This is a genomic window from Paenibacillus germinis (assembly GCF_013141785.1).
GTDB lineage: Bacteria > Bacillota > Bacilli > Paenibacillales > NBRC-103111 > Paenibacillus_E > Paenibacillus_E phytorum.
The window spans coordinates 1-26,305 of sequence record NZ_WHOC01000190.1; the positions used below are offsets into that span (position 1 = coordinate 1).

General features: G+C 46.7%; 17 protein-coding genes and 2 pseudogenes. 18 read left to right on the forward strand and 1 reads right to left on the reverse strand.

Features of this window, described 5'->3' with window-relative positions; translation table 11 throughout:
• The 3 genes from GC102_RS37005 to GC102_RS37015 all read left to right on the forward strand — a co-directional run.
• On the forward strand, positions 1-1,263 hold a 1,263-nt coding region (locus GC102_RS37005), incomplete at its 5' end, for a LutB/LldF family L-lactate oxidation iron-sulfur protein (protein ID WP_171693940.1).
• Positions 1,256-1,999, forward strand: coding sequence for a LutC/YkgG family protein (locus tag GC102_RS37010; RefSeq protein ID WP_171693941.1), 744 nt, complete (start codon positions 1,256-1,258; stop codon positions 1,997-1,999). The genes GC102_RS37005 and GC102_RS37010, both read left to right, overlap by 8 nt.
• Positions 2,000-2,210: 211 nt before the next feature.
• The gene (locus GC102_RS37015; protein WP_171693942.1) at positions 2,211-3,062 is read left to right on the forward strand and encodes an amidohydrolase family protein; all 852 of its coding nucleotides are present in this window, start codon (positions 2,211-2,213) and stop codon (positions 3,060-3,062) included.
• 137 nt (positions 3,063-3,199) lie between these two features.
• Here the strand turns inward: GC102_RS37015 and GC102_RS37020 are convergent, their stop codons facing one another.
• Positions 3,200-4,102 (reverse strand): AraC family transcriptional regulator, encoded by a 903-nt coding sequence (locus GC102_RS37020; RefSeq protein ID WP_171693943.1) that lies wholly within the window; start codon positions 4,100-4,102, stop codon positions 3,200-3,202.
• A 221-nt stretch (positions 4,103-4,323) separates the two neighbouring features.
• On the opposite strand from GC102_RS37020, the gene GC102_RS37025 reads away from it, so the two are divergent.
• The 15 genes and pseudogenes from GC102_RS37025 to GC102_RS37090 all read left to right on the forward strand — a co-directional run bounded on the left by GC102_RS37025 (position 4,324) and on the right by GC102_RS37090 (position 26,256).
• Positions 4,324-7,026 (forward strand): UxaA family hydrolase, encoded by a 2,703-nt coding sequence (locus GC102_RS37025; protein ID WP_171693944.1) that lies wholly within the window; start codon positions 4,324-4,326, stop codon positions 7,024-7,026.
• Positions 7,026-8,024, forward strand: a complete 999-nt coding sequence (locus tag GC102_RS37030) for an aldo/keto reductase (protein WP_216628301.1) — start codon at positions 7,026-7,028, stop codon at positions 8,022-8,024. The genes GC102_RS37025 and GC102_RS37030 overlap by 1 nt, the downstream gene beginning before the upstream one ends.
• 281 nt (positions 8,025-8,305) lie before the next feature.
• Positions 8,306-9,058: pseudogene (locus GC102_RS37035) on the forward strand (PQQ-dependent sugar dehydrogenase); the annotation flags it as partial.
• Positions 9,059-9,927: 869 nt separating this feature from the next.
• The gene (locus tag GC102_RS37040) at positions 9,928-12,822 is read left to right on the forward strand and encodes an endo-beta-N-acetylglucosaminidase (RefSeq protein WP_171693945.1); all 2,895 of its coding nucleotides are present in this window, start codon (positions 9,928-9,930) and stop codon (positions 12,820-12,822) included.
• Positions 12,823-13,019: 197 nt separating this feature from the next.
• On the forward strand, positions 13,020-14,780 hold the full coding sequence (locus GC102_RS37045; RefSeq protein ID WP_171693946.1) for a sensor histidine kinase: 1,761 nt from the start codon (positions 13,020-13,022) through the stop codon (positions 14,778-14,780).
• Positions 14,770-16,458, forward strand: coding sequence for a response regulator transcription factor (locus GC102_RS37050; protein ID WP_171693947.1), 1,689 nt, complete (start codon positions 14,770-14,772; stop codon positions 16,456-16,458). Before GC102_RS37045 ends, GC102_RS37050 begins: the two co-directional genes overlap by 11 nt.
• Before the next feature lie 84 nt (positions 16,459-16,542).
• Positions 16,543-18,222, forward strand: a complete 1,680-nt coding sequence (locus GC102_RS37055) for an extracellular solute-binding protein (protein ID WP_171693948.1) — start codon at positions 16,543-16,545, stop codon at positions 18,220-18,222.
• A 90-nt stretch (positions 18,223-18,312) separates the two neighbouring features.
• Positions 18,313-19,209: an ABC transporter permease gene (locus GC102_RS37060; RefSeq protein ID WP_171693949.1), complete on the forward strand. Its 897-nt coding sequence runs from the start codon at positions 18,313-18,315 to the stop codon at positions 19,207-19,209.
• Between the two features lie 14 nt (positions 19,210-19,223).
• Complete coding sequence (locus tag GC102_RS37065) at positions 19,224-20,108, forward strand: carbohydrate ABC transporter permease (protein WP_171693950.1); 885 nt, start codon at positions 19,224-19,226, stop codon at positions 20,106-20,108.
• A 20-nt stretch (positions 20,109-20,128) separates the two neighbouring features.
• Positions 20,129-22,204, forward strand: a complete 2,076-nt coding sequence (locus GC102_RS37070) for a DUF5054 domain-containing protein (RefSeq protein WP_171693951.1) — start codon at positions 20,129-20,131, stop codon at positions 22,202-22,204.
• Between the two features lie 58 nt (positions 22,205-22,262).
• Positions 22,263-22,394: a hypothetical protein gene (locus GC102_RS40220; protein ID WP_281367748.1), complete on the forward strand. Its 132-nt coding sequence runs from the start codon at positions 22,263-22,265 to the stop codon at positions 22,392-22,394.
• Entirely contained in the window at positions 22,382-22,594 is a 213-nt protein-coding gene (locus GC102_RS37075; RefSeq protein ID WP_171693952.1) for a fibronectin type III-like domain-contianing protein, read from the forward strand. The genes GC102_RS40220 and GC102_RS37075 overlap by 13 nt, the downstream gene beginning before the upstream one ends.
• A 74-nt stretch (positions 22,595-22,668) precedes the next feature.
• Positions 22,669-25,116 (forward strand): glycoside hydrolase family 38 N-terminal domain-containing protein, encoded by a 2,448-nt coding sequence (locus GC102_RS37080; RefSeq protein WP_171693953.1) that lies wholly within the window; start codon positions 22,669-22,671, stop codon positions 25,114-25,116.
• 77 nt (positions 25,117-25,193) lie between these two features.
• Positions 25,194-25,694 (forward strand): hypothetical protein, encoded by a 501-nt coding sequence (locus GC102_RS37085; protein WP_171693954.1) that lies wholly within the window; start codon positions 25,194-25,196, stop codon positions 25,692-25,694.
• A gap of 34 nt (positions 25,695-25,728) precedes the next feature.
• Positions 25,729-26,256, forward strand: a pseudogene (locus GC102_RS37090) (ABC transporter ATP-binding protein).
• Positions 26,257-26,305: the final 49 nt, after the last annotated feature.

A 26,305-nucleotide genomic window follows, 5' to 3' on the forward strand; every position in this document is an offset into this window, starting at 1 on the left:
TTCGCAGCAGATGCAGCAGATGCTGTTCGTTTAACGATGCAAATCGCTGAGCACAAGAAGGCGAAAAGTGTGGTAAAGTCCAAGTCGATGGTTTCCGAAGAATTGCATATCAACCATGCGCTTGAGCAAATTGGTGTCGAGGCGATTGAAACGGACCTTGGTGAATATATTATTCAGCTGGCAGGCGAGACGCCTTCGCATATTATTATTCCAGCGATTCACAAAAATCGCTATCAGATCGCCGATCTGCTTTCGGAGGATGCAGGCGAAAAGCTTGAGCCGGACACGGGTATATTGGCTGGCTATGTAAGAAGGAAGCTGCGCGAGAAGTTCCTTGAAGCCGACATTGGGATGACGGGCTGTAATTTTGCTATTGCGGAGACGGGGTCTATCGTTCTTTTCGAAAATGAAGGCAATGCGCGGATGGTTAGTACCATCCCTAAGACACAGATCACCTTCATGGGCATGGAGCGAATCATTCCTACGTTGGACGATCTCGAAGTGATGGCGACATTGCTGCCGCGCTCAGCGACAGGACAAAAGCTCACGGTGTATATGTCTGTGATTTCTGGACCGCAGCGGGAGCAGGACGGCGATGGGCCGGAAGAAATGCACGTCATTATCCTAGATAATGGACGTTCCTTGCAGCTCGGAGATCCGCAATTCCAGGAATTGTTGAACTGTATTCGCTGTGGGGCATGCTTGAACGCATGTCCGGTTTACCGTCACATCGGCGGCCATGCTTACGGCGGTGTATATAGTGGCCCGATCGGCGCTGTGCTTACGCCGGCATTGAACAAAAACGTCGACCAATGGGACGATATCGCGAGTGCATCAAGCCTATGCGGTGCTTGTTATGAGGCATGCCCGGTGAAGATTCCCCTGCATGATATGCTCATTTATCTCCGTCAACGCAAAGTGGAGCGCGGGGCGACGGATTTTGTTGAAAAGGTCGGTATGAAAGGCTTTAATTTCTTGATGTCGGACGCGAAGCGGGTTAAAGCGTTAATCAAAGTCGGCCGTATTGGGCAGAAATTGTTAGTTCGCGATGGTCATATCAAAGCGAAGATAGGTCCTTTAAAACCTTGGAATTCATATCGTTATGCGCCAAGCATGGCGAAAAAGACATTCCGTGAGTCATGGAAGGACATCGAGCAGGGATTAGAAGGTACCTTCCCTGAACTTGATTCCGTGATGAAAGCCCGCATGGAGAAGCTAGTGGCAGATCGCAAAGACGGCGGAGGAGGACATCGTCATGGCTAAATCAGATGCAGCATTTCTCCAAAAGCTTCACCAAGAAGCCCTGAAGGATCAGGAGGCCTTCTTTGCTAATATTTCTAATCGACTAGGTAGAACTAAGCCTTTACAAACAGCTCCCGCGCACCCTATGAAGGGCGCTCCTGAATTCTGGGAGCAGGTGGATCTCCCGCTCGAACAGCGCATTCAGTTGTTCATGACGAACTGGCAGAAAGCTGGCGGCCATGCGAAACGCCTGACCGGAATGGCTGAAGCGCAAGCATTCATTGCGAACTTCATTGCATTGACCCAAGCTAAGCAAATCATTATTCAGGATCAATCGGAGCTGGAGATCCTTCGGATGGAGCTGGCAGAGAGCGATGTAGACATCTGCGTATGGAACTCAGAAGGAGTTGGTGCACAAGGCAAAGAAGAACTCATTGCCAAAGCAGCAGGAGCCGATATTGGGATCATAGCGGCAGAACATGCGGTAGCTTACACGGGATCCCTTGTCGTTACTTCCGCCCCAACTAGAGGTAGAAGTGTCAGCTTGCTTCCTACGACGTTGATCGCCATCATTCCTGTGGAGCGTCTGACAACCAAGCTGGGCGAAGTTCTCATGCCATTCGATGAACTGGAGATGAAGGACAGGCCAGCGGGCATCCATTTCATTTCGGGGCCAAGTCGTTCTGCTGATATTGAAAATGATTTGACGATCGGCGTTCATGGTCCTGGTATTGTATATGCACTTATTATTGAATAAATGATTCGTCCATGTACCGCCAAGGAGGAAATATCCCTGGTGGTATTTTGTTGTGCGCTTTTTCATACAGGTTCCAAAAAGTCTCCTCCATCTCCAATATCACTACTTAATAAAATCAAAAAAAAGTATGTTTTTGCGAAAATTGACTATTATTTGTGCATGTATATGCTGATATGATAAGGATACATGAAAGATATATAGGAGGTTTGTTATGCAGCGAATTGATGCACATCAGCATTACTGGCTCATTGAGCGAGGGGATTATGGCTGGATTACTCCTAAACTTCCAATCTTGTGTAGAGATTTTTTGCCGGAGCATCTTGCCCCTCACTTGGCAGCACATTCTCTTAGTGGTAGCATTGTCGTTCAAGCTGCACCGACATTGGAGGAAACGGAATATCTCCTCAGCTTGGCGCAAGAAGATGAAAGTATCCTTGGAGTTGTCGGTTGGCTGGACCTTAATGATCCCAATCATTATTGCTATTTTGAGCAGTTTCAAGCGCAACCGAAGTTTGTTGGTTTTCGAGTTATGATTCAAGAAATGGCGGATGCGAGGGAGATTCTGGCACCTCATTTTATGGAGGCGTTGCAAAAGTATGTCTCCTTAGACATCCCTATAGATTTATTGCTTCGCAGCGATCAGTTGGAGTCGCTTATCTCATTGGTAGACAGGGTGCCTGACCTAAGAGGCGTCATTGATCATATCGCCAAACCACGAATCGCAGAAGGTCAACTTGAGCCGTGGCATAGCCAAATGAAACGTCTGGCTGAGCATCCCAACATACACGTCAAGTTGTCCGGCATGGTCACAGAGGCTAAGCATCATGGATGGGAGCAGAAAGACTTTACAACATATATTCAATCCATACTGGAGATGTTTGGGGCGGAGCGGGTTATGTTCGGTAGTGATTGGCCAGTCTGTCTGCTTTCTGCGGATTATGATCAGGTAATGGAGATTTTGTTGAATGCGATTCCGCAACATTGGGGAGAAACGGAGCGTGCGCAACTATTTGGCGGAAATGCGGAGCGTTTCTATAAACTTAAATTAGGGGAATCTCAATGAAATACCTTGCGATATGCACGGTTTCCTCAGTGCTACCAATGGATGCGAAAAGCCTGCTGTTCTTATAAGCAGGCTTTTCTCAATTAGCTTCGGTGAGTAATATTACAATACTAAGCTCTTGGTATACTTTCACATTTTCATGTCAATTTGTCTATTTGGAAGCTAATTTCTTTCATTACTTTTCTTCGATATAAGCCTGGAGTAACGCCAGTAAACTTCTTAAATAACTTATGAAAATAAGGTAAACTCTCATAACCGCAATTGTGCGCGATCGTATCAATACCTAAGTCGGTAGTTAAAAGCAGCTCCTTTGCAGTTGATATTCGCTTGGCATTTACATAGTCGGTGATGTTCATCCCGGTTAATTGTTTAAACGCTCTAGATAAATGAGCGGGTGATACTGAAGTGTGCTTAGCCAAATACGAAAGTCCAGCGATTTGGTCAGTGTGAAACTGATCTAAGTGTTGAAGTATGTTTAGTAACCAGGAGGGTCCGACATCGGAAGCGGCTAGTTGATGATGGGATTCTTTTAATATCAAACGATTAATGATGATCAAAAGGCTATTTAAATTCAGTTGAATAGCGTATCTAAAACCAGCTTCGTGTTGTTCCAATTCTTCATGTAATTGTTTGAGTTTTTCTTCAAGATGAGGGCGTATGGTTGCTGGGACAACAAGCTTATAGCTCTTATATTTTCGGGCTCGGTCAAAAACTTGCATATTCGTAAACGAATCAGCTGATGAATAATGTCCGATCAGTTGCGGATCAAAATAGACAGCAGTGGCAGTAATTGGAGATTCAGAATCTGGCATTGCTTGATGGATGGTATTGCCAGGAATGATGAAGAGGTCTCCTTCATTCATCTCATAAAGCATTTGATTTAAAAAAAACGTACCTTTTCCACTATAAACATAAACTAATTCAAAGCGATCATGAAGATGCTCTGGTAGTTCACGATTCGGTGTCTTTTTGTCCTTAAATACGATATCAAATGGCAAGAGGGGGTCGTTAATAAAGTTTTTTATTAGCGGTTTTTGCATGTTCCGAACCTCCCTAGATCATCTCACTTCATTAATCTGTCTTATTTATAGAATATCAAAATAGAGTATGTTTTTGCAAAGGTAAAGAATTAACAAATGCCGTAATCCTGTTACAATAATATTAAGCAGCACCAACTTTGGAAGAAACTCAAATTATTTTATTATAGGCTGACGTAGTATTTGGATTGTTCGGAAAATCTCATTAAAGGAGCCAGTCATCGATGGACGTCGTTTACCAATTTGAAGAAGTAGCGAGACTTCCCTTGCCCGGGGATAACTGCGCCGTTGCGATTCACCAATTGAACTCTGGCACCACCATTCAATATGAAGGCCAAATCCTCACCTTGGATTACACGGTTATGGAAGGCCATCGATTTGCGGTGAAAGCAATCGCTCCTGGCGAAGATCTGCTTTCGTGGCAATTGCCTTTCGGCATGGCGCTTAAGCCGATTCAGCCCGGCCACTATGTGATCAACGAAACAGTTCGGAAAGCGCTCACTGTGCGCCAGTTGACATTCGCGGTGCCGGCGGAGTCCAATTTCGCGGATCAAGTTTCTCCTTATATCTTTGACGAGGAGAACTTCCGCCCGGCTCAGGCATCGCCAGCTTTTACGGATACGCGAACTTTCATGGGATATCGCCGCCATAAAGATCGCGGGGTTGGCACCCGGAACTACATCGTACTGCTCGGCACTACCTCGCACACGGGGAGCTACGTGAATGAGCTTGCCACTCGTCTGCAAGGCGAATGGAAGAATGATTCGAATATAGACGGGATCGTTCCCGTCGCTCACACGGAGGGCGGCACAGAGAATCCGAATAATGTGGACTTGCTGCTGCGGACGCTCGCAGGTTTCATGGTGAACCCGAACGTCGGAGCGGTATTGGTTGTCGATTATGGCAATGAATCGGTTACGAACAAGATGGTGGAGGCTTATGCACGTGAGCATAACTATCCGATCGATGAAGTGCTGCATAAGTTCGTATCGCTCACAGGCAGCTTCGAAGAGGAGCTGGTTAATGGTGAAGCGTTAGTACGCGAATGGCTATCAACGGTCAACACAATGCAGCGAACGTCTGAATCCATTAGCCACTTGCGAATCGGCTTGCAATGCGGCGGTTCGGACGCATTTTCCGGAGTATCCGCGAATCCGCTGCTCGGCTGGGTTTCAGAACAATTGGTGCGTTATGGCGGTGCGGCTAGTCTAGCAGAAACGGATGAGTTGATTGGCGCGGAGCCCTATGTCCTTTCGAAAGTACGCAACGTGGAAACGGCACGCAAATTTCTGGAACTTGTGAACCGATTTAAGGAGCGCACGTCCTGGCACGGCACCAGTGCAGAGGGTAACCCGTCAGGGGGCAACATGTATCGCGGCTTGTACAACATCTATCTCAAATCGATAGGCGCCGCTATGAAGAAAGACCCGACAACACGGATTGATTATGCGACTGAGTACGGGGAGCTCATGAAGGATGGCGGCTACTATTTCATGGATAGCCCTGGCAATGACCTGGAGAGCATCGCCGGACAGGTAGCCGCAGGCTGCAACATGATCTTCTTTACAACGGGAAATGGTTCGATCACCAACTTTCCATATGTGCCTACGGTTAAGGTAGTCACGACAACTCGCCGCTTCCAATTGCTTTCGAACGATATGGATGTGAACGCGGGGCAGTATCTGGAAGGCAAGTCAATGGATGAGCTGGGCCAAGAGGTATTTGAGTTGGCGCTCCAAATTGCCTCTGGTCAGCGAAGCGTCGGCGAGAAGGCGGGCCATGCTCAAGTACAAATTTGGCGCAACTGGCAGCAGAACGATGCGAGTCAGCTGGAGACGCTGCTTCACACTCCTGTACCGACAGGAGATCCGATAGAAATTAAAGATGATGCTATAACGATGGTTAACCCGATCCAATTTTCCTTTACTCGACATCGCAATCGGCAATCTAGTGACAATATCGGCTTGATCGTGCCGACCAGTCTTTGTGCCGGTCAGGTAGCGGGCATGATCACAAGGCGCCTGAACGAGCAAGGAGCAGGGCAGCCTGAGCTCTCGCGTTTTGTCACATTGGCGCACACGGAAGGCTGCGGCACCTCGGGGGGGGCAGCCGAATCGCTGTTCGCCCGCACGATGATCGGCTATATTACGCATCCGATGGTGGAGCATTGTTTGCTGCTAGAGCATGGCTGCGAGAAAACACATAACGACTACATGCGCCATCAGATGGAAGTGATGGGCGTCGATGCGAGCCGTCTTGGTTATGCCAGCATCCAGCTCGACGGCGGAATTGCCAAGGTTAGCGAGAAGGTTGAGGCCTGGTTCGCCGATCGATTGGTTGCGGCCGATGCTGCGGAGAAGGTGACGGTCGGTTTGGAAGGGCTGCGCATCGGGATCGTAAGTGTTGGTGCCATTAACAAAGATGCCGGCAAGCAGCTGGGAATACTAACCAAGATGATTGTCGGGGCCGGAGGTTTGGTCGTTATTCCCGAGAATAGCGGATTGCTTGCCGAGGATGCGTTTAGTCAGCATCTATTAAGCGCGTCTCAAGTTCGGCTGTCAATTGCCTATGGGGAACACGTCCGCCAAAACGGCTTCCACGTTATGGAGACTCCAACAACGCATGGGGTAGAGACGATCACAGGACTCGCCGCCACAGGTGTGGAATTAATAATCGCGCTGATTGGTGATCGTCCAATGCAGACGCATCCTTTCGTCCCAATGCTGCAAGTGACGTCGGAACAGGCTGTGGTGCATAACCATAAGCAAGATGTCGATTTGGTACTCGAGGGCAACCCGAGCTTATGGGTGGATCGTATACTCGAGCGTAGCAAAGAAATTTTGGAACATACTTATGTACCGCGTCTCTATCAGCAAGGAAATATCGATTTTCAAATGACACGGGGCTTTTTGGGGGTGTCGTTATAATGCAGACAAAATCAGAAAGCGAGGTAAACTCCATGACGAACGCATTATTATCCCTACGGCCGCTTGGCAGTACTGGCCTACTCATATCACCGCTATGTATTGGAGCCGCTCCGCTCGGGGATATGCCGGAGACCTTTCAATATAGTACGTCAGAGGAACAAGCATTGGTAACGCTGCGTACCGCTTTTGAAAGCCCGATTAACTTTATAGATACGGCTGCAGCATACGGTGAAGGCGAGAGCGAACGGCGGATTGGCAAGGCAATTCGAGCGAATGGTGGACTTCCAGCTGGTTACGTGTTGGCTACCAAAGCCGACCGCGACTTCAAGACTGGCGACTTCAGCGGCGAACAGATCAAACGTTCCATCGAAGGAAGTCTTGAACGATTAGGACTTGATCGTCTGCAATACGTTTACATCCACGATCCGGAACATACCACCTTCGAAAATGTGATGGGACCCGGCGGACCTTTAGAAGTGCTTCAAAAGTTTCAAGAGCAAGGAGTCATCGAACACATCGGCATCTCCGGCGGACCGATCGATATGCTCATTCGTTATGTCGAAACGGGAGCGTTCAGCGCTGTAGAAACCCACAATCGATATACGCTGCTCAATCGAGCTGCCGAACCATTGCTTGATGTCGCTAATCGCATGGGCGTCGCCGTCATTAACGCCGCTCCTTATGGCAGCGGCATATTAGCTAAAGGTCCGGATGCATATGCTCGGTATGCCTATAGCGATGCTTCACCAGTCGTAATGGAACGAGCGCGTATGTTCGCTAAAGTTTGTCAGGAACACGATGTGCCACTTGCCGCCGCAGCGCTTCAATTTTCGCTTCGCGACCCGCGGATCGCCAGCACGGTCGTCGGCATGAGCAAACCGGAACGGGTAGCCCAGACGTTGGAGCTTGCGACATACCCGATTGCCCCAGAGCTATGGCCGGCGCTTGATGTCTTTGGCTATGATACGGAAGATCCCGAAGAGAATCAATTTGCTTAGTGGGTAGGGGAAATCATGGTCATCTAGATCGATTCGTGACCGAGCTGCTCGGGTGATTCTTTGAATTGGAACAATAATCTCGTCCCTAAGAGAATGTCTTTGGGGCGGGATTTTTTAATTACTTCAAAAAGATGATTTACACTGGAAATAAGTTGGACGCAGCGATAACCGGACTGTCCACAAAAAACAATGATGCAAGCACTTTTGCTTACCCGATTATTTTCCTGCCAGTTATCATTCGGAGCTGGTGATAAGTCGCAGCTATGTTTCAAGAATTGAGAAATGATATGGAAATATGTGGTAAAATAATTGAAGTTGTTGTAGTTAAGAATACGTTTATTGATAATCCATCCGTAGTCACACGTTTTAATGAACTTCCCGTACCTATTCAGGAAACGCTTACGGTAATTGCCAAAGGGGTTCGCAATATACCAGGAATTTCTTTTCAAAGGGCTTATAATCAGTATATCAAATATGTGGGAAATGTCGGACAGGACTTGGTAGAGTCGATTTTTTCATTCGTTCATTATAAACCAATACCGGTTACTCAGCTTATTCAAGCTTTTTTAATGGAATCTGAACCTGACCAAGAAGGATTTATTAACTTTGGCTGGCGAGGGTGGGAAGGTGCTTTTCCTACTTCGATTATAAGGGGCTGCTCTGCAAATCCGACTTTGGATGAGAAAACAATTGCTTATTACAATGAAGCAGTAAAAACTTTAGTAGGGCGTCTTCAGCCTTTAACTAGTTATTTTCATAAAGATCCCCGACCCGATAAGTTTGGAGGAACTGCACTTACAGGAGTCCAGCCATATATGGGGAATGGAATCCCCGATTTAACGGGAAGCGTTGTGTTTACCGATCTTGCCCGGGATGAAGAATCTCAACCTCCGGTTAGAGGGGTTTTAGCTTATACCAGGGTAAGAACAGATTGTAAACTAAATGATTTTAGTGTTATTGAAACCGATTATAATTTTGGATCACAATCAGCTTACTATGTTAATTTGGGAACGAATCTGGATCAAACCAGAGTAATTCATAACTATAAAATTCGACTTATTAATCCGCATTCGGCACATGCCAGGCCTCTCCATACGCATCATCTGTTTCTCCTTGGAACTCTCGATCCTCTTCAAGGCATCCTTCATCCTCTCCAGCCATCCCGATTTCCGCTAGGATTTGTTCTGCCATTCGAGCGGCTATTCCAGGAATCGAATCTAATCGTTCGACGTCGTCATGAATAGTGGTTACCCTTAAGGCAACCTCCAGCATTACGGAGGTTGTTTCTATTTTTATCCATCAATACAATGCTTGTAACAAAAATGAGATCGCAATCGTTTCTATTTCGAATAAAAAATAGAAGAGCCAAAAGAAAGCAAAAAAGTAAATAATAGATATTCAAATGTCATGAACGGAGAGTAGTTTGACCAATCGTACAGATTTTATAATAAAGTGGAGGGGGCAAGATATGGGCGGAGTAAACTCCATTAGTTTCTTGCTCGTTAGTCTATTATTTATCTCTCTTTATTATCCGGTTGTGTAGAAGATACTACCAAGAATGCCGAACCTTCTCGCATAACCAATCAAGAAACAATAGTCGATCACTTAGAAAAATATGACCGCTGATTGATGTGACGGCAGTGAGATTTATTACGCAAGAAGTGGTCTACGCGGATGGCCAATCGGAAAAGAACAATGCTTGGGAATCCCTGTACAAGGAGATAGGGATCAACCTGAAATATAATTGGATCGTGAAGGGGACCCATGACCATAATTTTCAGAATCTTAGATTAATTCTATAAATTCGTTGAAACCCTTGAAGGCCTTCTGGGGAATCATTTTATCCTCGATAAAAACGTTTATCGTTTTTATAAATATTAAAATTGAAGAGGAGAGTGTGATTATGAAAGCAAAACAAAAAAAACATCTAGCGGTCATTTTGGCATCATTACTAGCCATGGGTGCCATACCAGCTATCGTAAATGCCGGTGGCGATGCTCTACCCCCTCGTGCCGGTGAACAAGGCTACAAGGGTAAAAACCAGCCGGTTTATCATGGATACCGAAAACAAAGTATCTTGAATTGGACTCCTGAAACAGACGAATTTTATGAATTTATGAGAGCAAAAGTACCGCTTCAGAATCGTAATGAAGCTTTTAAGCCAACGCAGGCAAACCCCAAATTGGATCAAGAAGTTCAATACCTAAACTTGACAAGCGACTATGGTGATGAATTTTTCAATCCGACAGTGTATAATGATCAATTTGCACAAAATCTATTCAACTTTTGGCAGTATGTGGATTATACAGCATCTTGGCATGGTGTAGTTACAAATCCGACGCCGGATTCGTTGTACAATCCTGAGGCAGATTGGTGGCAGCGTGAATATGAGTTTGGCGTGTTGAATATTCCAAACCCGGCATACACAAATGCCGCTCACAAAAACGGCGTTAAATCTCTAGGTTGTATTTTCTTCCCGAGAACGGAGCATACGGAAGATTTTATTTATAAAGATAATAATGGAAGATTCCCTATCACTGATAAATTAGTTGAAATGGCTAAGTTTTACGGCTTTGACGGGTACTTTGTGAATGCCGAAGAAACACTGCCTGCCAGCTTTATGCCGGTTTATCAAGAGTTCATTCGTGCAATGACATCTCAAGGTCTATATGTTAATGTCTATGCTTCCAACCGGTATGGACAAAAAAATCAAAGCTCGTGGGGGTCAATTGACTACTTTAATAAAGATGCAACAGTGTTTAGCAACTGGATAAAAAATCCTACAGATATGAATATTGCCGCCAATTCCTTGTATATGAATCCGGACCCGAGTAAATCAATGGTAGACGGTTCGGTTGCAACTATGAAGTCATTAGGTTTAGACCCAAGAAATACTGTATTTAATACGCTTGAAGCAGGTCAAACCGGATTCAGCGGAACACGTGGGACATTATACAACACTTATGATGAAAATTTAGTCCCAAGGACAGGCATAGCTTCTCTGGGCAGTTCAACGGTCTTTGAGCATCTGGATGAACAACTCTTTGGTCATTCGGGTCCCAATAAGTACACTGAAAATAGACGCGGAAACCCTGATTATTACAAATATATTGTCGCAAGAGAAAGAACATGGTGGTCAGGTGCTGCAGATGCTCCTACGTATAACGCGGGAAAAGGGACGCTTGCTTCAGCTGGCATGACACAGGATCAATTGTTGGAAGCTGTTCTAAAAGCTACTCCAGACCCTGTCAAAACAGCCAATGATCCTAATCGTGGAAAACCAAACGAAGGTAAAAATTATAAGACATGGCCGGGTCTGGCAGCATACATATCTGAAAGATCCGTCATTAATGGTTCAAATTTTTATACGAACTTTAATACCGGACATGGCATGCAATATTTTGTAGATGGCGAAGTTTCGAATGATAATCAATGGGCTAACATCAATATCCAGGATATTCTCCCAACATGGCAATGGCGGATCGACACGGACGGTACCCGTTTAAAAGTGGATTTCGACTATGGCAAGAAATATAGTGCGGGATATGATTATACTCAGCTTGGCGGATATGATGGCGGCAGCTCTCTGGCAATCTTTGGGGATTTGGATGCAACTAACTTTATTTCTTTGTACAAAACAAAATTAGACATTAAAGCGGAATCAAAATTAAACATTACATTCAACAAACCATCCGTTACCGATGCAAGCAGCGTTAAAGTCGGATTGATTTTTGAAGATGATCCAGCAAAAGTCGAGTACATTGAAATTCCAAGCGGAGCAAATAAAACTACACAAGGATGGGTTCAAAAAAATCTGGACTTGTCCCAATATGCGGGTAAAACGTTGGCAGCCTTCGGACTGTCTTTCACCCCAGAACAAGGAACGATTAAGAATTATCAATTTAACGTTGGTGAAATTAACATTACCGATGGTACAGTAGTTAAACCTGCTGCTCCAACCGGATTAAAAATCGATAAATCTTTTGATTCTTCCGAAATGTATATTTCCTGGAATTTGGAAGATTACAACAAAGTACAACAATACAATGTGTATGCGGAATATGAGCATGGCAAAGAAATATTCTTAGGCGGAACCTATGATGACAGATTTTATATTAAGTCTTTATATGATCCGAAAGGTACTGTGAAAATCAAAGTTAAAGCTGTTGGGGCTGATGGAAGAGAAGGCAAGGCAGCAGTTGTAGAAAAAGATTTTTCGGAAACTGTAAAAAATATCCAGATGACGGAAAATGTCGGATCTATTGATGTAACTTGGGAAACTCCGGCGGTTAAATACGAACAAGCTCAAGTAGACGTAACATTGAACTACTCCGTAACAAAAGATGTATATTCATCGACTGTAACAAAAGATGTATATTCAACGACTGTGGCAAAAGGAACCAATTCAGTGAGAGTTGAAGTTCCAATTGCAGACGGAAGCGCATATACAGTTAGAATTTCATTGCTGGACGACAAAGGTAACGTAGTTACTTATGCAGATGATACAGGCGTATTAAAAGATGATCATTCCGACGTGTATGAGGGAACAGCAACATTTTTTGGAGTTCGAAAAGTTAAACTATCAGGACCAACATCCGATGACTGGTGGCATTTATATGCATGGCAGAACGGCAAACCGATTACATTTAATGGAAAAGCATATGCTATTAGAGGTGTTGACGATCTAAGATCACTCAGCGTTGTAGGAAGCTCTGGCGTTATTGAGGTTGTTTTGGAAGATTTTAATGGCAATAAGTCTAAGCCTGTACAAGTTCCATTTGGAAGTTTGGGCGAATAAGTTTTTAAGTTCGGTTGAAAAAGCGCTTGAGGCCAAATGTCCCAAGCGCTTCTTCTTTTTTTTGTCATCCTTTTACGATACAAAAGTTCCTACATTGTTATCGAACGAAAAATAGGTTCCGTTGTTAAATGGAACATGCTATAAATGTAGAGACAACTACTAAATAAGGAAAATTTAACAAAAGGTGTGATGCTAACTTGCTTAAATTAAACGCGGTTCGTCCATTCAACATCTTCTCCAAGCTCGTTATCGCGCTCTTGCTAGTGATGATTCCGATTTACGGCATCAGTCTGTATATGAATCAAACCGCAGAGGAGAACGTTCATAACGAGCTGTCGCAGTCGGTTGTTTCCAGCGTTCACTTTTACCTCAGCTCCTTCGAAGCGGAAATGCAGCGGCTCATGAGGTTGAACAAAGAATTGATTTTTGACGACGAATTTCAGAAAATACGGACGATTTCCGATGCGATGGACGATTACACCCGTTCACAAACAATTTTAAGTGTGAAAAATAAATTACACCTTTTAAAGACGTCCAGTTCTTTTGTGGATGATGTCAAAGTGTATATCCCTGCGCTGGCCAGAGGTATTTTCGCCAACAGCTTCGACAATCATATCCCTGATGATGAGCTAGGTGTGCTGCAAAAATCGTTGAGCCAATACGGTACTCCGTTTACATTTTGGAACAATCGCCTGCTGCTAAGCGAAGTGTATCCGCTGCCGATGTATCATTTGGAAACGTCGATTGCGCTTGGCGTCGTATTATCGAAGGAGCAGATTCAGCATTCGCTCGCTCAGATCAGCCAAGTGAAAGATTCCGGCGCTTCATTCATTAATCTGAAGCAGAAATGGATTGTTACCGACGGGAAAAGCAACGAACCGATATTATCGGCATTGAAGGAGTTCGTCTCCGAGCCCCGGTTCAAAGACAAGGCAAGCGGACAAGAAAGCGTGACGGTTCGAGGGGTAAAATATTTGTTCACGTTTGAATATTCAAAATTGCTGGATACTTATTTGACGGTTTATGTGCCGGAAGATCAGGTGCTCGGACCGCTCGGCAAATACCGGACGTTATTTTGGTTGCTCTCGCTCATGTCGACCGTTGTCATCATTGCGTTTTCTTATTGGATATTCCGCCTCATCCATCAGCCACTGAGACGGCTCATCACATCTTTTCGCAAGGTGGAGAAGGGCGATCTGCAAGTCGAGATTCACCATCATCACCAAGATGAGTTTTATTACTTGTACGAGCAGTTCAATGCGATGGTCCGGCAGTTGAACCTGTTGATCCAGGAAGTTTACGAGGAACGAATCCGCTCCCAGCAATCGGAGCTGAAGCAGCTGCAATCGCAGATCAATCCGCACTTTCTATACAACAGCTTTTTCATTCTGCAGGGACTGGTCCGAATGAACGACAATCTGTCAGCAGAGAAAATGATGCAGCACCTTGGGGACTACTTCCAATTTATTACGAGAACAGGAACTGAGATGGTTACGTTGGAACAGGAAGTCAGCCATGCGCAGTCGTACATGGAAATTCAATCCATGCGTTTTTTCAGGCAAATCGAAGTGGATTGGGGATCGGTGCCGGAATTATACAAAACGATGCAAGTTCCCCGTCTTTTTTTGCAGCCGATTATAGAAAACGCTTATGTTCACGGATTGGAAGACAAAGCCGAAGGCGGAAGGTTGATTGTTCAGTTTGCCGAAAATAACGATTATCTGCAGATCGTCGTGGAGGATAATGGCGACAATCTGCACGACGATACATTAGCGAGTTTACATAATCAGCTTCGTTCCAAGCAACCGGTGAAGGAATCAACCGCTATATTCAATGTTCATCGCCGCCTTCAATTAAAATATGGTGAGAAGTACGGTCTATCAGTCTCAAGAGGAATTTTGGGGGGCATGCGGATTGAGTTGAAGCTCGCTTACCCGAAGGAGGATCATGATGTATAGCTTGCTTGTCGTAGATAACGAACCAATTATTGTGGAAAGCATCCTCGATATGTTTGCGCGAACGGATGCGCTCGATTTGGAAGTGTATGGAGCTTATTCGTCTACCGAAGCGCTGAAACTGCTTACAACGACCAAAATTGACGTCGTTCTGACGGATATTCGGATGCCGGGGATGAGCGGAATTGAGCTGCATCGCGAAATTATCAAGCACTGGCCGTGGTGCAAAGTCATTTTTTTATCGGGATATAACGATTTCGATTTCATTCAGGAAGTGATGCGTAACGGAGGCGTCGATTATTTGCTGAAAACGGAGGGTAACCAGGCCATTATCCGGGCCGTGCAAAAGGCGGTCCAAGCCTTATCCGACGCGATTGAGGTGGAAAATCTCATAAACAAGTCGAAGAAGCAGATGCAAATGATCCAGCCTTACTTGCAAAAAGAATTGTTGTGGGGGCTTGTGCAGGGAGAGCCTCACGCGCTGCAAACGATGCATGATCAGTTCCGCGAAATGAACATTCCGTTAAGTTCCGCAAAACCGACGATAGTCGTCATCGGAAGAATCGACCAATGGAGCGAAACCGCCAGTTCTGTCGACAAATCATTGCTGTTGTTTGCTGTGCAAAACATAGCCGAAGAATACTTCTCTCAATCAACAAATCTTGTTTCTTTCGATTTCGCGCAAAAGACGAAGCTGGTGTGGCTGATCCAGACGAAAGAAGCGTCTGACAGCGCCATCGATTCCTCTTCGACCGAAATTCGCGGGCGTATGGTCGCTTTTGTCAAAGGAGCGGTGGAAATGATTCAGCATACGTGCAAGCAGTTAATAAAGCTGAACGTTTCCTTTGCGGTCGGAACGACATATCGGGACTGGAATCACGTATCCGAACAATTTGAACATTTGCAGCTGCTGATGAGCCGTGGCCTCGGGCTTGGACACGAGCTGCTGCTGCTCGAGCAGCAAGCTGCGGATATGGATCCGCACGCCATTGACCGCGAGCTCCGAAAGCAAATGAATAAGCTGAATTTACTGCAATCACTTCTCGACAATGGCCAGAAGGAGCAGTTTTTCTACGAATACGGTAGCATCATGAAAGCCGTCGCTATGACCGCACCGCAGTCGAATCCGGTTAAAATGGAAGTTTATTTTACGCTCATCTCGATTTTTTTATCTTATATGAACCGTTGGGGCGTGCAGGAGGAAATCGGCAAGCAAACAAATCTTGGCAAAATGACGATGCTGGACTGCCAAGCCTCCTGGGAGGAAGTCGTCGATTATTTCTATGCACTCGCGAACCGATTATTCGATCAAAAAATGTCAGTCCAAGGTTTTCAGCAGAACGATGTGATTCGCCAAGTCCAACAATATGTGAAGCAGAACCTCGCTGGAGATCTTTCCCTGAATCGGATTGGCGATGTCGTTGGCCATAATCCGTCCTATTTGTCGCGGTTGTACAAGCAAATTGCTAGTGAAGGGTTGTCCGACTACATTATGGCTGCGCGTTTGAGCAAAGCGAAAGAGCTTCTATGGGAGAACAAATTGAAGATCCACGAAATTTCCAAAGTTGTCGGCTTTTTATCGGAGCAATCCTTTTACCGCTTTTTCCGAAAAGCTGTAGAGCTGACGCCTCAAGAGTATCGGGAGCGCGCCATCATGTCAACAAATGCGACTGAAAAGTAAAAATAGGCGAATAGATAATGTATGTCTCGTAAGACTATAATTGAATTGCAAGGAATATTTTACTAATCGCTAGGGGGTTTCAGAATGGCAATGAGTAAAAAATTGACTTTGGTGGCGGTATGTGCCGTTGGATTGACGATGCTGACAACAGCTTGTTCGGAAGGGGACAAGAAGGCGGAAGAACCGCAAAAGAAAGAGGAAACAAAGCAAACGGACGCGCCGAGGAAACTGGTCGAAGACGGTCCGTTAGGCAAATACGATCCGCCGATCGAGGTTCATTCGGTGCGTATCGGCATGCCGGATGACCGCTTCAAAAATGGCGACACGATGAAGAACAATGCATGGACGAAAGAATACGAAAGCGCTCTTGGCATCAAGCTGGTTTACGATTGGATCGGCGATCCGAGCACCGATCCGAACAACAACACCAAATTGGACGTTACGATTGCATCCAATGAAATCCCCGATGTGTTTGGCGTAAATGCCAAGCAACTGAATCAGCTGATCAATGCAGATCAAGTGCAGGACCTGACGGAAATATGGAACAAATACGCCTCTCCGGCACTGAAAGAATTGGCGAACCAAGATGGCGGTCTTGCTTTGAAAGCGGCTACATTTAAAGGGAAATTGATGGCGATTCCAAAGTTCGGCGGCAACATTACAAGTGCTGACATCCTATGGATCCGGACCGACTGGCTGCAAAAGCTGAACTTGCAGGCACCTAAAACGATGGACGATGTGATGAAAATTGCCGATGCGTTTGTGAACTCGGACCCTGACGGCAACAATAAAAAAGATACGTTTGGTTTTGCGATCAGCAAGGAGCTGACTGGATTAACCGGGTACTTCAACGGATATCACGCATATCCGGGCCTTTGGGTGAAGGATGCATCCGGGAAGCTCGTCTACGGAGATGTTCAGCCTGAAATGAAACCGGCTTTGGCCAAGTTGCAGGAGATGTACAAAGCGGGACTTCTGGATCGGGAGTTCGCGGTAAAAGACGGATCGAAAGTCATCGAGTCCGTTTCGCAAAACAAAGTAGGCATTTATTATGGACAGAACTGGTACTCTTATTGGCCGTTTAATGACGCAAGAAAACAAAATCCAGGCATGGAATGGAAGCCTTTTCCAATTACATCGATTGACAGCAGCGCTGCAAAACCCGGGGTCGGATTCCCAGTTATCGAATATGATGTTGCGAAAAAAGGCTACAAGCATCCTGAAGTCATTGTCAAAATGCTCAACCTTTGGCTAGAACGCGCCTATGGCAAAACTGCGGACTGGGAGAAGTTTGCGGTTGCGAAGGACGGTACGGAAATTTTCCAATACCCGCTGTTCCAGGTATTCGCGCCGAACAAGGACGTGCCGGACAATTATGAAGCGGTTAAAGCTGCGGTTGCATCAAACGATACAGCCACGCTGAATCCGGAACAAAAAGCGCTATATGAGAAAATTGTAGCGTTCAAAAAAGGCGATGATTCGCAGTGGGCTACCTATCGTCAAGCCGGACCGACAGAATCCTCGTTCGAGGTGCTGGCCGGATATAAAGGCAAGCTCCTGACAACCGAGTATTTGGGAGCCAATACGCCGACGATGGTGGAAAAGAAGAGCGTACTGGATAAGCTTCGAAACGAATCGTTCACGAAGATTATTATGGGTGCCGCACCAATCGACGAGTTCGATAAATTAGTGGAACAGTGGAAGAAACTGGGCGGAGATCAAATAACGAAAGAAGTAAACGACTGGTATGCTGCACAAAAATAAGCATTGGACCTGATGCAAGGAAAGGAGAGAGGATCCCGATCCTTTCTCCTTATTTAAATAAGAGACCGCCCAAGGAAGGAGGGTGTCGATATGCACAAAAAGTGGCTCCGGGAACTTCCGCTGCATGCCATGATATTGCCAAGTCTGATTCTTGTCATTATTTTCAGCTACATTCCGATGGTTGGCATCGTGATTGCATTTAACAAATTTTCCCCCGTGAAAGGTTTTTTCGGGTCCCCGTGGGTCGGGTTCGATAACTTCCGGTACATCTTTGAACTGCCGGATACGATGCAGGTCATTTGGAATACAGTGATCATCGCCGGCATGAAAATTGTGGCGGGACTTGTCGTCCCGATCATAATCGCACTTTTGCTGAACGAAATCCGCATTTCTTTTGTTAAGCGAGGGGTTCAGACACTGATTTATTTACCGCATTTTTTGTCCTGGATCATTCTTGGGGGCATTCTCATCGATATTTTGTCCCCGACTTCGGGGATTGTGAATCAACTGCTCGGATATTTCGGAATCGAACCGGTGTTCTTTCTGGGGGATAACCGGTGGTTCCGTTATGTATTAGTTATTTCTGATATTTGGAAGGAATTTGGATTCAGCACGATCGTTTATTTGGCGGCGATTACCAGCGTGAACCCAAGTTTGTATGAAGCAGCCGTTATCGACGGCGCATCACGACGGCAGCAAACGTGGCACATCACGTTGCCCGGTATTTTGCCCATCATCCTATTGGTGACGACTTTGAGTTTGGGGAATGTGCTCAACGCCGGCTTCGATCAAGTATTTACGCTATATAATGCAACTGTATACGATACGGGAGATATATTGGATACGCTCGTTTACCGCACCGGCGTTGTCGATGCGCAGTACAGTGTGTCCACGGCCATCGGTTTGTTTAAATCCGTTGTATCTTTGGTGTTTATTACCGTCTCGTATTGGCTGGCCTATCGCTTTTCCAACTACCGCATTTTCTAAGGGGGCACCCAGGCATGTTTCATCGTCCGTCTTTTGGTTACCGACTGTTTAATATTTGCAACTATTTGTTTCTCATTCTGATCGCCCTGCTCTGCCTTGCCCCAATGGTACATGTGCTGGCGATATCCTTTAGTACAAGCAGCGCGGCTTCGGCAGGTCTAGTCAAGCTTTGGCCAGCCCAATTTACGCTCGCCTCCTATTCGTTTATTTTGGAAAAATCCCAGTTTATAACATCGTTTGGCATTTCCATCAAGCGTGTAATTTTGGGCGTCTCGGTCAGCATGCTGCTGTCGGTACTGCTCGCCTATCCGCTGTCCAAGGAAGTGAAGGATTTCCGCTTTAGAACGGTTTATGCCTGGATTTTTGTTTTTACGATATTGTTTAGCGGCGGGCTGATCCCGTGGTATATGACAATCAAAATGACCGGGTTAATCGACTCGATCTGGGGACTTGTGCTGCCGGGTGCAGTTCAGGTGTTTAACGCAATCCTGCTGCTTAATTTTTTTCGCGGCTTGCCGAAAGAGCTGGAAGAATCTTCTTTCATCGACGGCGCATCCCACTGGACAACGCTTTGGCGCATCTATGTGCCGATTTCGATGCCTGCTCTTGCAACAATCATCCTTTTTACGTTTGTAGGCCAATGGAATTCCTGGTTCGATGGATTGATGATCATGAGTACACCTGAAAAATATCCGCTTTCCACCTATTTGCAATCGATTATCATTAAACCCGATTTTGCCAAAATCAGCATGATTCAAGCCAAACATATGTCTGAAATATCGGATCGTACGACCAAAGCAGCCCAAATCATCCTTGGATCTTTACCGATTCTGATCGTCTATCCATTTTTGCAAAAATATTTTGTAACCGGCATCGTAGTTGGCAGTGTAAAAGAATAACGGATAGAAGGAGTGGCATCATGACAAACGTGAAAAGAGTCCATGTCGTTTTTAAAACGCATCTGGACATCGGTTTTACCGATATGGGGAAACATGTCGTCGACCGTTACATGAACGGGTTTATTCCTCAAGCATTGGAGCTGTCCGAGCTGCTAGCGCGGGAAGAGGGAAACGTGAAATTCATTTGGACGACCGGTTCGTGGTTGATCCACGAATTTTTAAATACGGCTTCGCCGGAAATGCGTGCGCGCATGGAGGAAGCAATAAGGCAAGGCCGCATCGTTTGGCACGGACTGCCGTTTACGACGCATACGGAAATTATGGATGCAACATTGTTTGAGTTCGGCATTTCAATTTCAAAGAACCTGGATCGCCAGTTCGGCAAAACGACGATCGCCGCCAAAATGACAGACGTTCCGGGGCATACGATCGCAATGGTGCCGATGCTCGCGAAAAGCGGTATTCACTATTTGCATCTGGGCGTCAATATGGTGTCCAAAAATCCAGATGTGCCGAAAGTATTCGTTTGGCGCGCAGCCGACGGATCGGAGATCGTCGTCAATTACGCCGACAGTTACGGCAAACCTTTTCAAATGGATGGGCTTGAGGACGTCTTATATTTTGCCCATACAGGGGATAATCATGGTCCATCCAGCATAGAAGAAATTCGTGCATTGTATGCTCAATTGCAGCTCGATTACCCGGGAGCGGACATTATGGCCTCGACGCTTGACGCGTTTGCCGAAAAATTGTTCGCTCATAAACATCGTTTGCCGGTCATACGCGAGGAAATTGGGGACTCTTGGATTCACGGGGTTGCTTCCGATCCATGGAAAGTGGCGAGGTATCGTGAACTTCTTCGATTGCGCGACAGGTGGCTGGCTAGCGGCGAATTGGACCCGCAAAGCGCGCAATACGCTAACTTTTGCAATCGGTTAATGCTTATTCCGGAACATACGTGGGGATTGAATAATTCGGTGTATCTCGTTGATTTCGCCCATTATTCCGCCGCCGATTTTGCCGCAGCGAGAGCCCGCGATACCGTGAACGATACGAAAATGAAGAAATACGATTACCTTCGCCAGCTCGCGAATGACAGCAGATCCTACAGCTATTATGAAAGTTCTTGGCAGGAGCAGCGCGATTATATCGATGAGTCACTTTCTGTACTACCCAAACGGTTGGCGAAAGAGGCGAAACAGGCGCTTGCACAGATGAGTCCTCAACAAAACGTCTGTACGGAAAAAAGTGCGAAAGCCATAGAGTTAAACGAGTGTTACGATTTGGGTCAGTTTCAAGTCAGCTTTGCTCCGGACGGATCGATCAATAAAATGACGGATTCGTCAGGGAAACAATGGGCGGACGAAGAACACCGCTTAGGGACGTATCAATACGAGACTTTCAGCAAGGAAAGCTATGACCGCTTTTTCAACGAATATGTGACTAATCTGGACATTCATCACAGTTGGGCGGATAACGATCTTGGCAAACCTGGCATCGAGTATGCCGAGCCAAAGCCGGAGCATAGAAGGTACAAAGCGACAGCAAGGGCGCTTCGGCTGGAACAGCAGACGGATTGCGACGTTGTCCGTGCAGAACTGCATGTGCCGTCCGATGCGCAAGAGCATTATGGAGCGCCCGGAAAGCTGTCTGTCACCTACTCCTTTCATCGTAGGGAGCCGATCATCGACATCGAGCTGCAGTGGACAAATAAAAGGGCGTGCAGACTTCCGGAAGCGAGTTGGTATTCACTCGCACCGCTTGTCAATAACCCGAATCTATGGCTCATGGATAAGCTGGGCGAGCGGATTTCCCCGTTATTCGTCGTGAAAGACGGCAACCGAAATATGCATGGCGTGAACACCGGGCTTTACTACGAAGGTGCGGACGGCAAGGCGGTTATCGAAACGTTGGACGCTCCTCTTGTTTGTCCGGGAGAGCCCCGTCTGCTGCAATTCGACAATACGTATGCTCCGCTGGATGGCGGATTTCATTTCAATCTGCACAATAACGTTTGGGGAACCAATTTTATGATGTGGTTCGAAGACGATATGAAGTTCCGTTTCAGACTCATGCTGCAGTCGAATCGAATATAAGGAGTTCGGACCTAGGTCCGGTTCTCGACCAGAATTCATGCAAAGAGGATGGGATGGAATGAAATATCCGTGTCTTGATGCGGCGCTGCCGGTGGGGAAGAGGGTCACCGATCTGCTTGGACGAATGATGACCGATGAGAAGATTGGGCAGTTGATCCAACTTTTCGGTTGGAAAGCTTGTTGGAATTGAAACGGTTTGCGAAAATCGCGCTTGCCCCAGGCGAAGAGAAAACGGTCACTTTTACGCTTGGCAGAGATCAGCTTCAATTCGTCGACCAGTCGCTTGGGCGGATTGTTGAGCCGGGACGGTTCATGATCTATGTTGGCGGCGATCCGACGGCGCTGCTGACAGCGGAACTGATTGTCGAGCGTTCAATGAAAAACAATTGAATCAAACCCGTTCTTTTGCCCATTGAGGTAAACTGGTTTTCATATCATTCATAGGTAAGGGAGAGCTGAACATTATGATCAATACAAACCGGAAATGGCGATTTTTCGTCATTCACCATTCCCATACGGACATTGGCTATACGGAGAGACAAGAACGGATCGAGCAGTACCATGTAGATTTTATACGACAAGCGCTGCAAATTTCGAAGGATGCCCTAACAGGAACGCGCAGCGAGTGGAGCGGCTTCAAATGGACTTGCGAGACGTTTTGGGCAGTCGAGCAGTTTTTGAAGGAAGCAAGCGTGGAAGAGAAAAACGATTTTGCGGAAGCTGTGCGGCGAGGCGATATTGAATTGTCGGGAACGTATCTCAACATGACCGAGCTGCCCGATTACGACCTTCTGAGATCCATGCACTCGAAAGCGGCCGAATACGGGCGTTCGATCGGTTGCCCGGTCGATTCGGCGATGACGGCGGATATTAACGGATACAGCTGGGGATATGCGCAAAGCTTGGCGGAAGCGGGTATTCAGCACCTTTTTTCGTGTATTCATACGCATCACGGGATGTTTGCGCTTGGCCGCAAGCAAATTCCGTTCTGGTGGGAGACGCCAAGCGGCGACAAGCTGCTCGTTTGGAACGGGGATCACTACATGTTTGGCAACGAATTAGGGTTGTGCCCGGATGCGGTCAACAGTTACTTGATCCGTGATGAGTTTCATACGCCGGGGATTGTAGACAACCGCTTCGAAATCATGACCACTCGAATCGAACGTTATTTAAACAAGTTGGAGGAGGAGCAATATCCATATGATTTTGTCCCTGTCATGGTACAAGGGCTGGCTACAGATAATGGTTCGCCTAACGGGGAGATTGCGGAAGTGATTCGGAAATGGAATGCGGATAACGGGGACGAGGTTCGTATCGAGCTGTCAACGTTAAGCGAATTTTTCCGGCATCTGAAAGAGCAAGAAGCCGACATTCCTGTTTATCGGGGAGATTGGCCGGATTGGTGGTCGGACGGGATAGGATCCACACCTATGCAGACGCAAATTTACAAGGATGCACAGCGCACGCTGCGCAAAGTCAAACGGCTTGATCCGCAAAAGCAAATCGTTGACTCGGCGGAGCTGTCCGAAATCGAGCAGCAGCTTATCATGTATGCGGAGCATACGTGGGGATTCCATGCGTCGGTTCATTCGCCTTGGCATTGGAACGTCCAAATGCTTGAGGTTCGCAAGCTGGCTTATGCGGCGAACGCGAGCCGGCTGGCTCACAGCGCTTTGGATAAAGTACGCAACGCCTTGGACGGCTCTCTGTTGCACCCGGGACGCCCGTTCCGTTATCGTGTCGTCAACACGGAACTGCATCCTTCCAAGCAGCTTGTCGATTTGGAGTGGGACGGCTTTGAGAACGAACGGTTCAAAGACGGATTGGAAGTCGTTGAAGAAAGCAGCGGGCATGTCGTCCCTTCTCAACGAGGCTATCAGACGGTTACGGTCGAAGCGGACTTAAAGCCGGGCGAGCAGAAACAATTTTTCATCCGGACGGCGAAAGTTCCAAAAGCGAAAACGACGAGCAACTTCAAGCTGGTCGGTGTTGACTCGGTTAATGACATCGAGGATATGCACCCGCACGGCGGAGAGCCTGAAATGTTCGTCATTTCGCAGTATGCCATCGAATCACCGTTTGCGGTCATCCGTTGGAGCGAAGACGAAGGGATCGTCTCGTGGGTGAACAAGGAAACCGGGGAAGAGATGATCCGTGAGGACCGGAAGCACGGAGCGTTCACTCCCGTGTACGAGGTGACGCCGGCGGTTGATCCGATCAACCCGAGCAGCATTTATACCGCCCGTTCTTCGATGGGCCGCAACCGGAAAGGGCTGAATGTGAAGCGCTCGGCCGGACGTTTGGTGAAGGCAAAAGCAGTTGGGAGCGGTCCGTTGTACGGCGTCGTCGAGCTCCAGTTTCAAACGCCGGGGATGAGCTATTATTCGCTGTTCTTAAAGCTTTATGCGACGATTAACCGGGTCGATGTCGCCGTTCGCTTTCATAAAGACAGCGTATGGGAGCCGGAAAACGTCTATATTTCGCTGCCGTTCACGAACGGAAGCTTAGACAATGAAACGTTATGGCTTGATAAGCCCGGTGCGCTCGTGCGTCCATGGACCGACCAGGTGCCGGGAACGCTGCTCGATTTTTCTTGCATTCAGGAGGGGCTTGCGTTTGTAAGTGAAGACCGTTCGCTGATGATCGCTACCCCGGATACGCCGCTCATGCAGTTAGGATCTTTGGAGCATGGCAAAAGACTTCTGCATACGCAGCAGCGGGAAGATACCGAGAGACAGCTGTACGCTTGGGCGATGACCAATTACTGGGAAACGAATTTTAAAGCAACACTCGGAGGGTTTTACGAATTCCGTTATCACTTAGAATGGAGCAAAGGTATCGGTACAGCGGATCAAGCGATTGGTCACTGCCAAGCAATGAGCTCCGGCTTTACGCCGTGGCGAATTAAATAATTTGGCGATCAACTTAGAGGTTAGAAGCTTATCTTGGGAGATAAGTCTGCGATGTAAGTGTTAATGCGGGAAAATTGATGATACATATCAATGATAAAGGCAAGTTGGTTGGTTTAACCGATCCCTCAACCGGTAATCGTTACGAATCCGCAGCGTACATGATCCCGTTGATTCGGGTTATCGTTGGCGGTCAAATGGAGATGCCCGTACAGACAAATTATGTTGAGGAATCAGGCGTAATGACATTGGAGTTTACCGAATGCGGAGCAGCAGTGGACGTGTTGGTCGAAGGAAAAGGGCTTTATGTGACTCCGATCGACGGCGACGACGCTCGAATCGTCGGTACCAGAATTGCTTTGTTTGGCTGCGAAGCTGAACGGGTGCTGGAAACCATTGAAGCGATAGAACTTGGCGAAGGTCTGCCGCATCCGATAATCGAAGGAGTCTGGGGCAAAACGTCACCTGGCGCGACCCAATCGTATTTGATCACGTGTCTCAAGTGGAGAACAAATCCAGGTAGATGTAGGAGTGAATGGCGATCATCCTATGATGGAGCATATTACACGCTGGTGGCGTAAAGGTATAGTGTAGATATTGATCAAGGAGAAGTTCGTGGCCATCATGGGACCGTCAGGTTCCGGCAAATCCACACTAATGAACATCATCGGTGTTTGGACATTGTAGATAAAGGCATCTATGATTGCTGAGATTTGGAATCAACAAATCGGATTTGTCTTTCAAAGCTTCAATCTGCTTCCGAGACTAAATGCTTACGAGAATGTGGAATTACCTTTAATTTATCGGGGAATGACGAAAAAGGATAGAGAGCCATACGTTCTACAGGCATTGGAATCGGTGGATTTACTGGATCGTAAGAAGCATTTTCCATCAGAGTTATCTGGCGGGCAGCAGCAGCGCGTAGCTATTGCGCGAACGTTGGCAGGTGATCCTCCGATTATTTTGGCGGATGAACCTACGGGAGCGTTAGATTCGAAGACAGGTGTGGAGATTTTAAACATTTTAAAGAGATTAAATGCACAAGGTCGGACGATTATTTTGATTACGCATGACTTATTGATTGCGCAGCAGGCGAAGCGGATTGTACGGTTTCGGGATGGGCGCTTAAGTGAAGTTGTTTAGTGTTTATAAAACCGGGACTCCGAATAAGAGGTTCCGGTTTGTTTGTGCG

What these genes read in the sequence shown, in the direction of transcription:
- GC102_RS37025 (WP_171693944.1), top strand. Translation starts at nt 4,324, where the DNA reads ATGGACGTCGTTTACCAATTTGAAGAAGTAGCGAGACTTCCCTTGCCC.
- GC102_RS37050 (WP_171693947.1), top strand. Translation starts at nt 14,770, where the DNA reads ATGATGTATAGCTTGCTTGTCGTAGATAACGAACCAATTATTGTGGAA.
- GC102_RS37015 (WP_171693942.1), top strand. Translation starts at nt 2,211, where the DNA reads ATGCAGCGAATTGATGCACATCAGCATTACTGGCTCATTGAGCGAGGG.
- GC102_RS37040 (WP_171693945.1), top strand. Translation starts at nt 9,928, where the DNA reads ATGAAAGCAAAACAAAAAAAACATCTAGCGGTCATTTTGGCATCATTA.
- GC102_RS37085 (WP_171693954.1), top strand. Translation starts at nt 25,194, where the DNA reads ATGATACATATCAATGATAAAGGCAAGTTGGTTGGTTTAACCGATCCC.
- GC102_RS37020 (WP_171693943.1), bottom strand. Translation starts at nt 4,102, where the DNA reads ATGCAAAAACCGCTAATAAAAAACTTTATTAACGACCCCCTCTTGCCA.
- GC102_RS37055 (WP_171693948.1), top strand. Translation starts at nt 16,543, where the DNA reads ATGGCAATGAGTAAAAAATTGACTTTGGTGGCGGTATGTGCCGTTGGA.
- GC102_RS37080 (WP_171693953.1), top strand. Translation starts at nt 22,669, where the DNA reads ATGATCAATACAAACCGGAAATGGCGATTTTTCGTCATTCACCATTCC.
- GC102_RS37030 (WP_216628301.1), top strand. Translation starts at nt 7,026, where the DNA reads ATGCAGACAAAATCAGAAAGCGAGGTAAACTCCATGACGAACGCATTA.
- GC102_RS37060 (WP_171693949.1), top strand. Translation starts at nt 18,313, where the DNA reads ATGCACAAAAAGTGGCTCCGGGAACTTCCGCTGCATGCCATGATATTG.
- GC102_RS37065 (WP_171693950.1), top strand. Translation starts at nt 19,224, where the DNA reads ATGTTTCATCGTCCGTCTTTTGGTTACCGACTGTTTAATATTTGCAAC.
- GC102_RS40220 (WP_281367748.1), top strand. Translation starts at nt 22,263, where the DNA reads ATGAAATATCCGTGTCTTGATGCGGCGCTGCCGGTGGGGAAGAGGGTC.
- GC102_RS37010 (WP_171693941.1), top strand. Translation starts at nt 1,256, where the DNA reads ATGGCTAAATCAGATGCAGCATTTCTCCAAAAGCTTCACCAAGAAGCC.
- GC102_RS37070 (WP_171693951.1), top strand. Translation starts at nt 20,129, where the DNA reads ATGACAAACGTGAAAAGAGTCCATGTCGTTTTTAAAACGCATCTGGAC.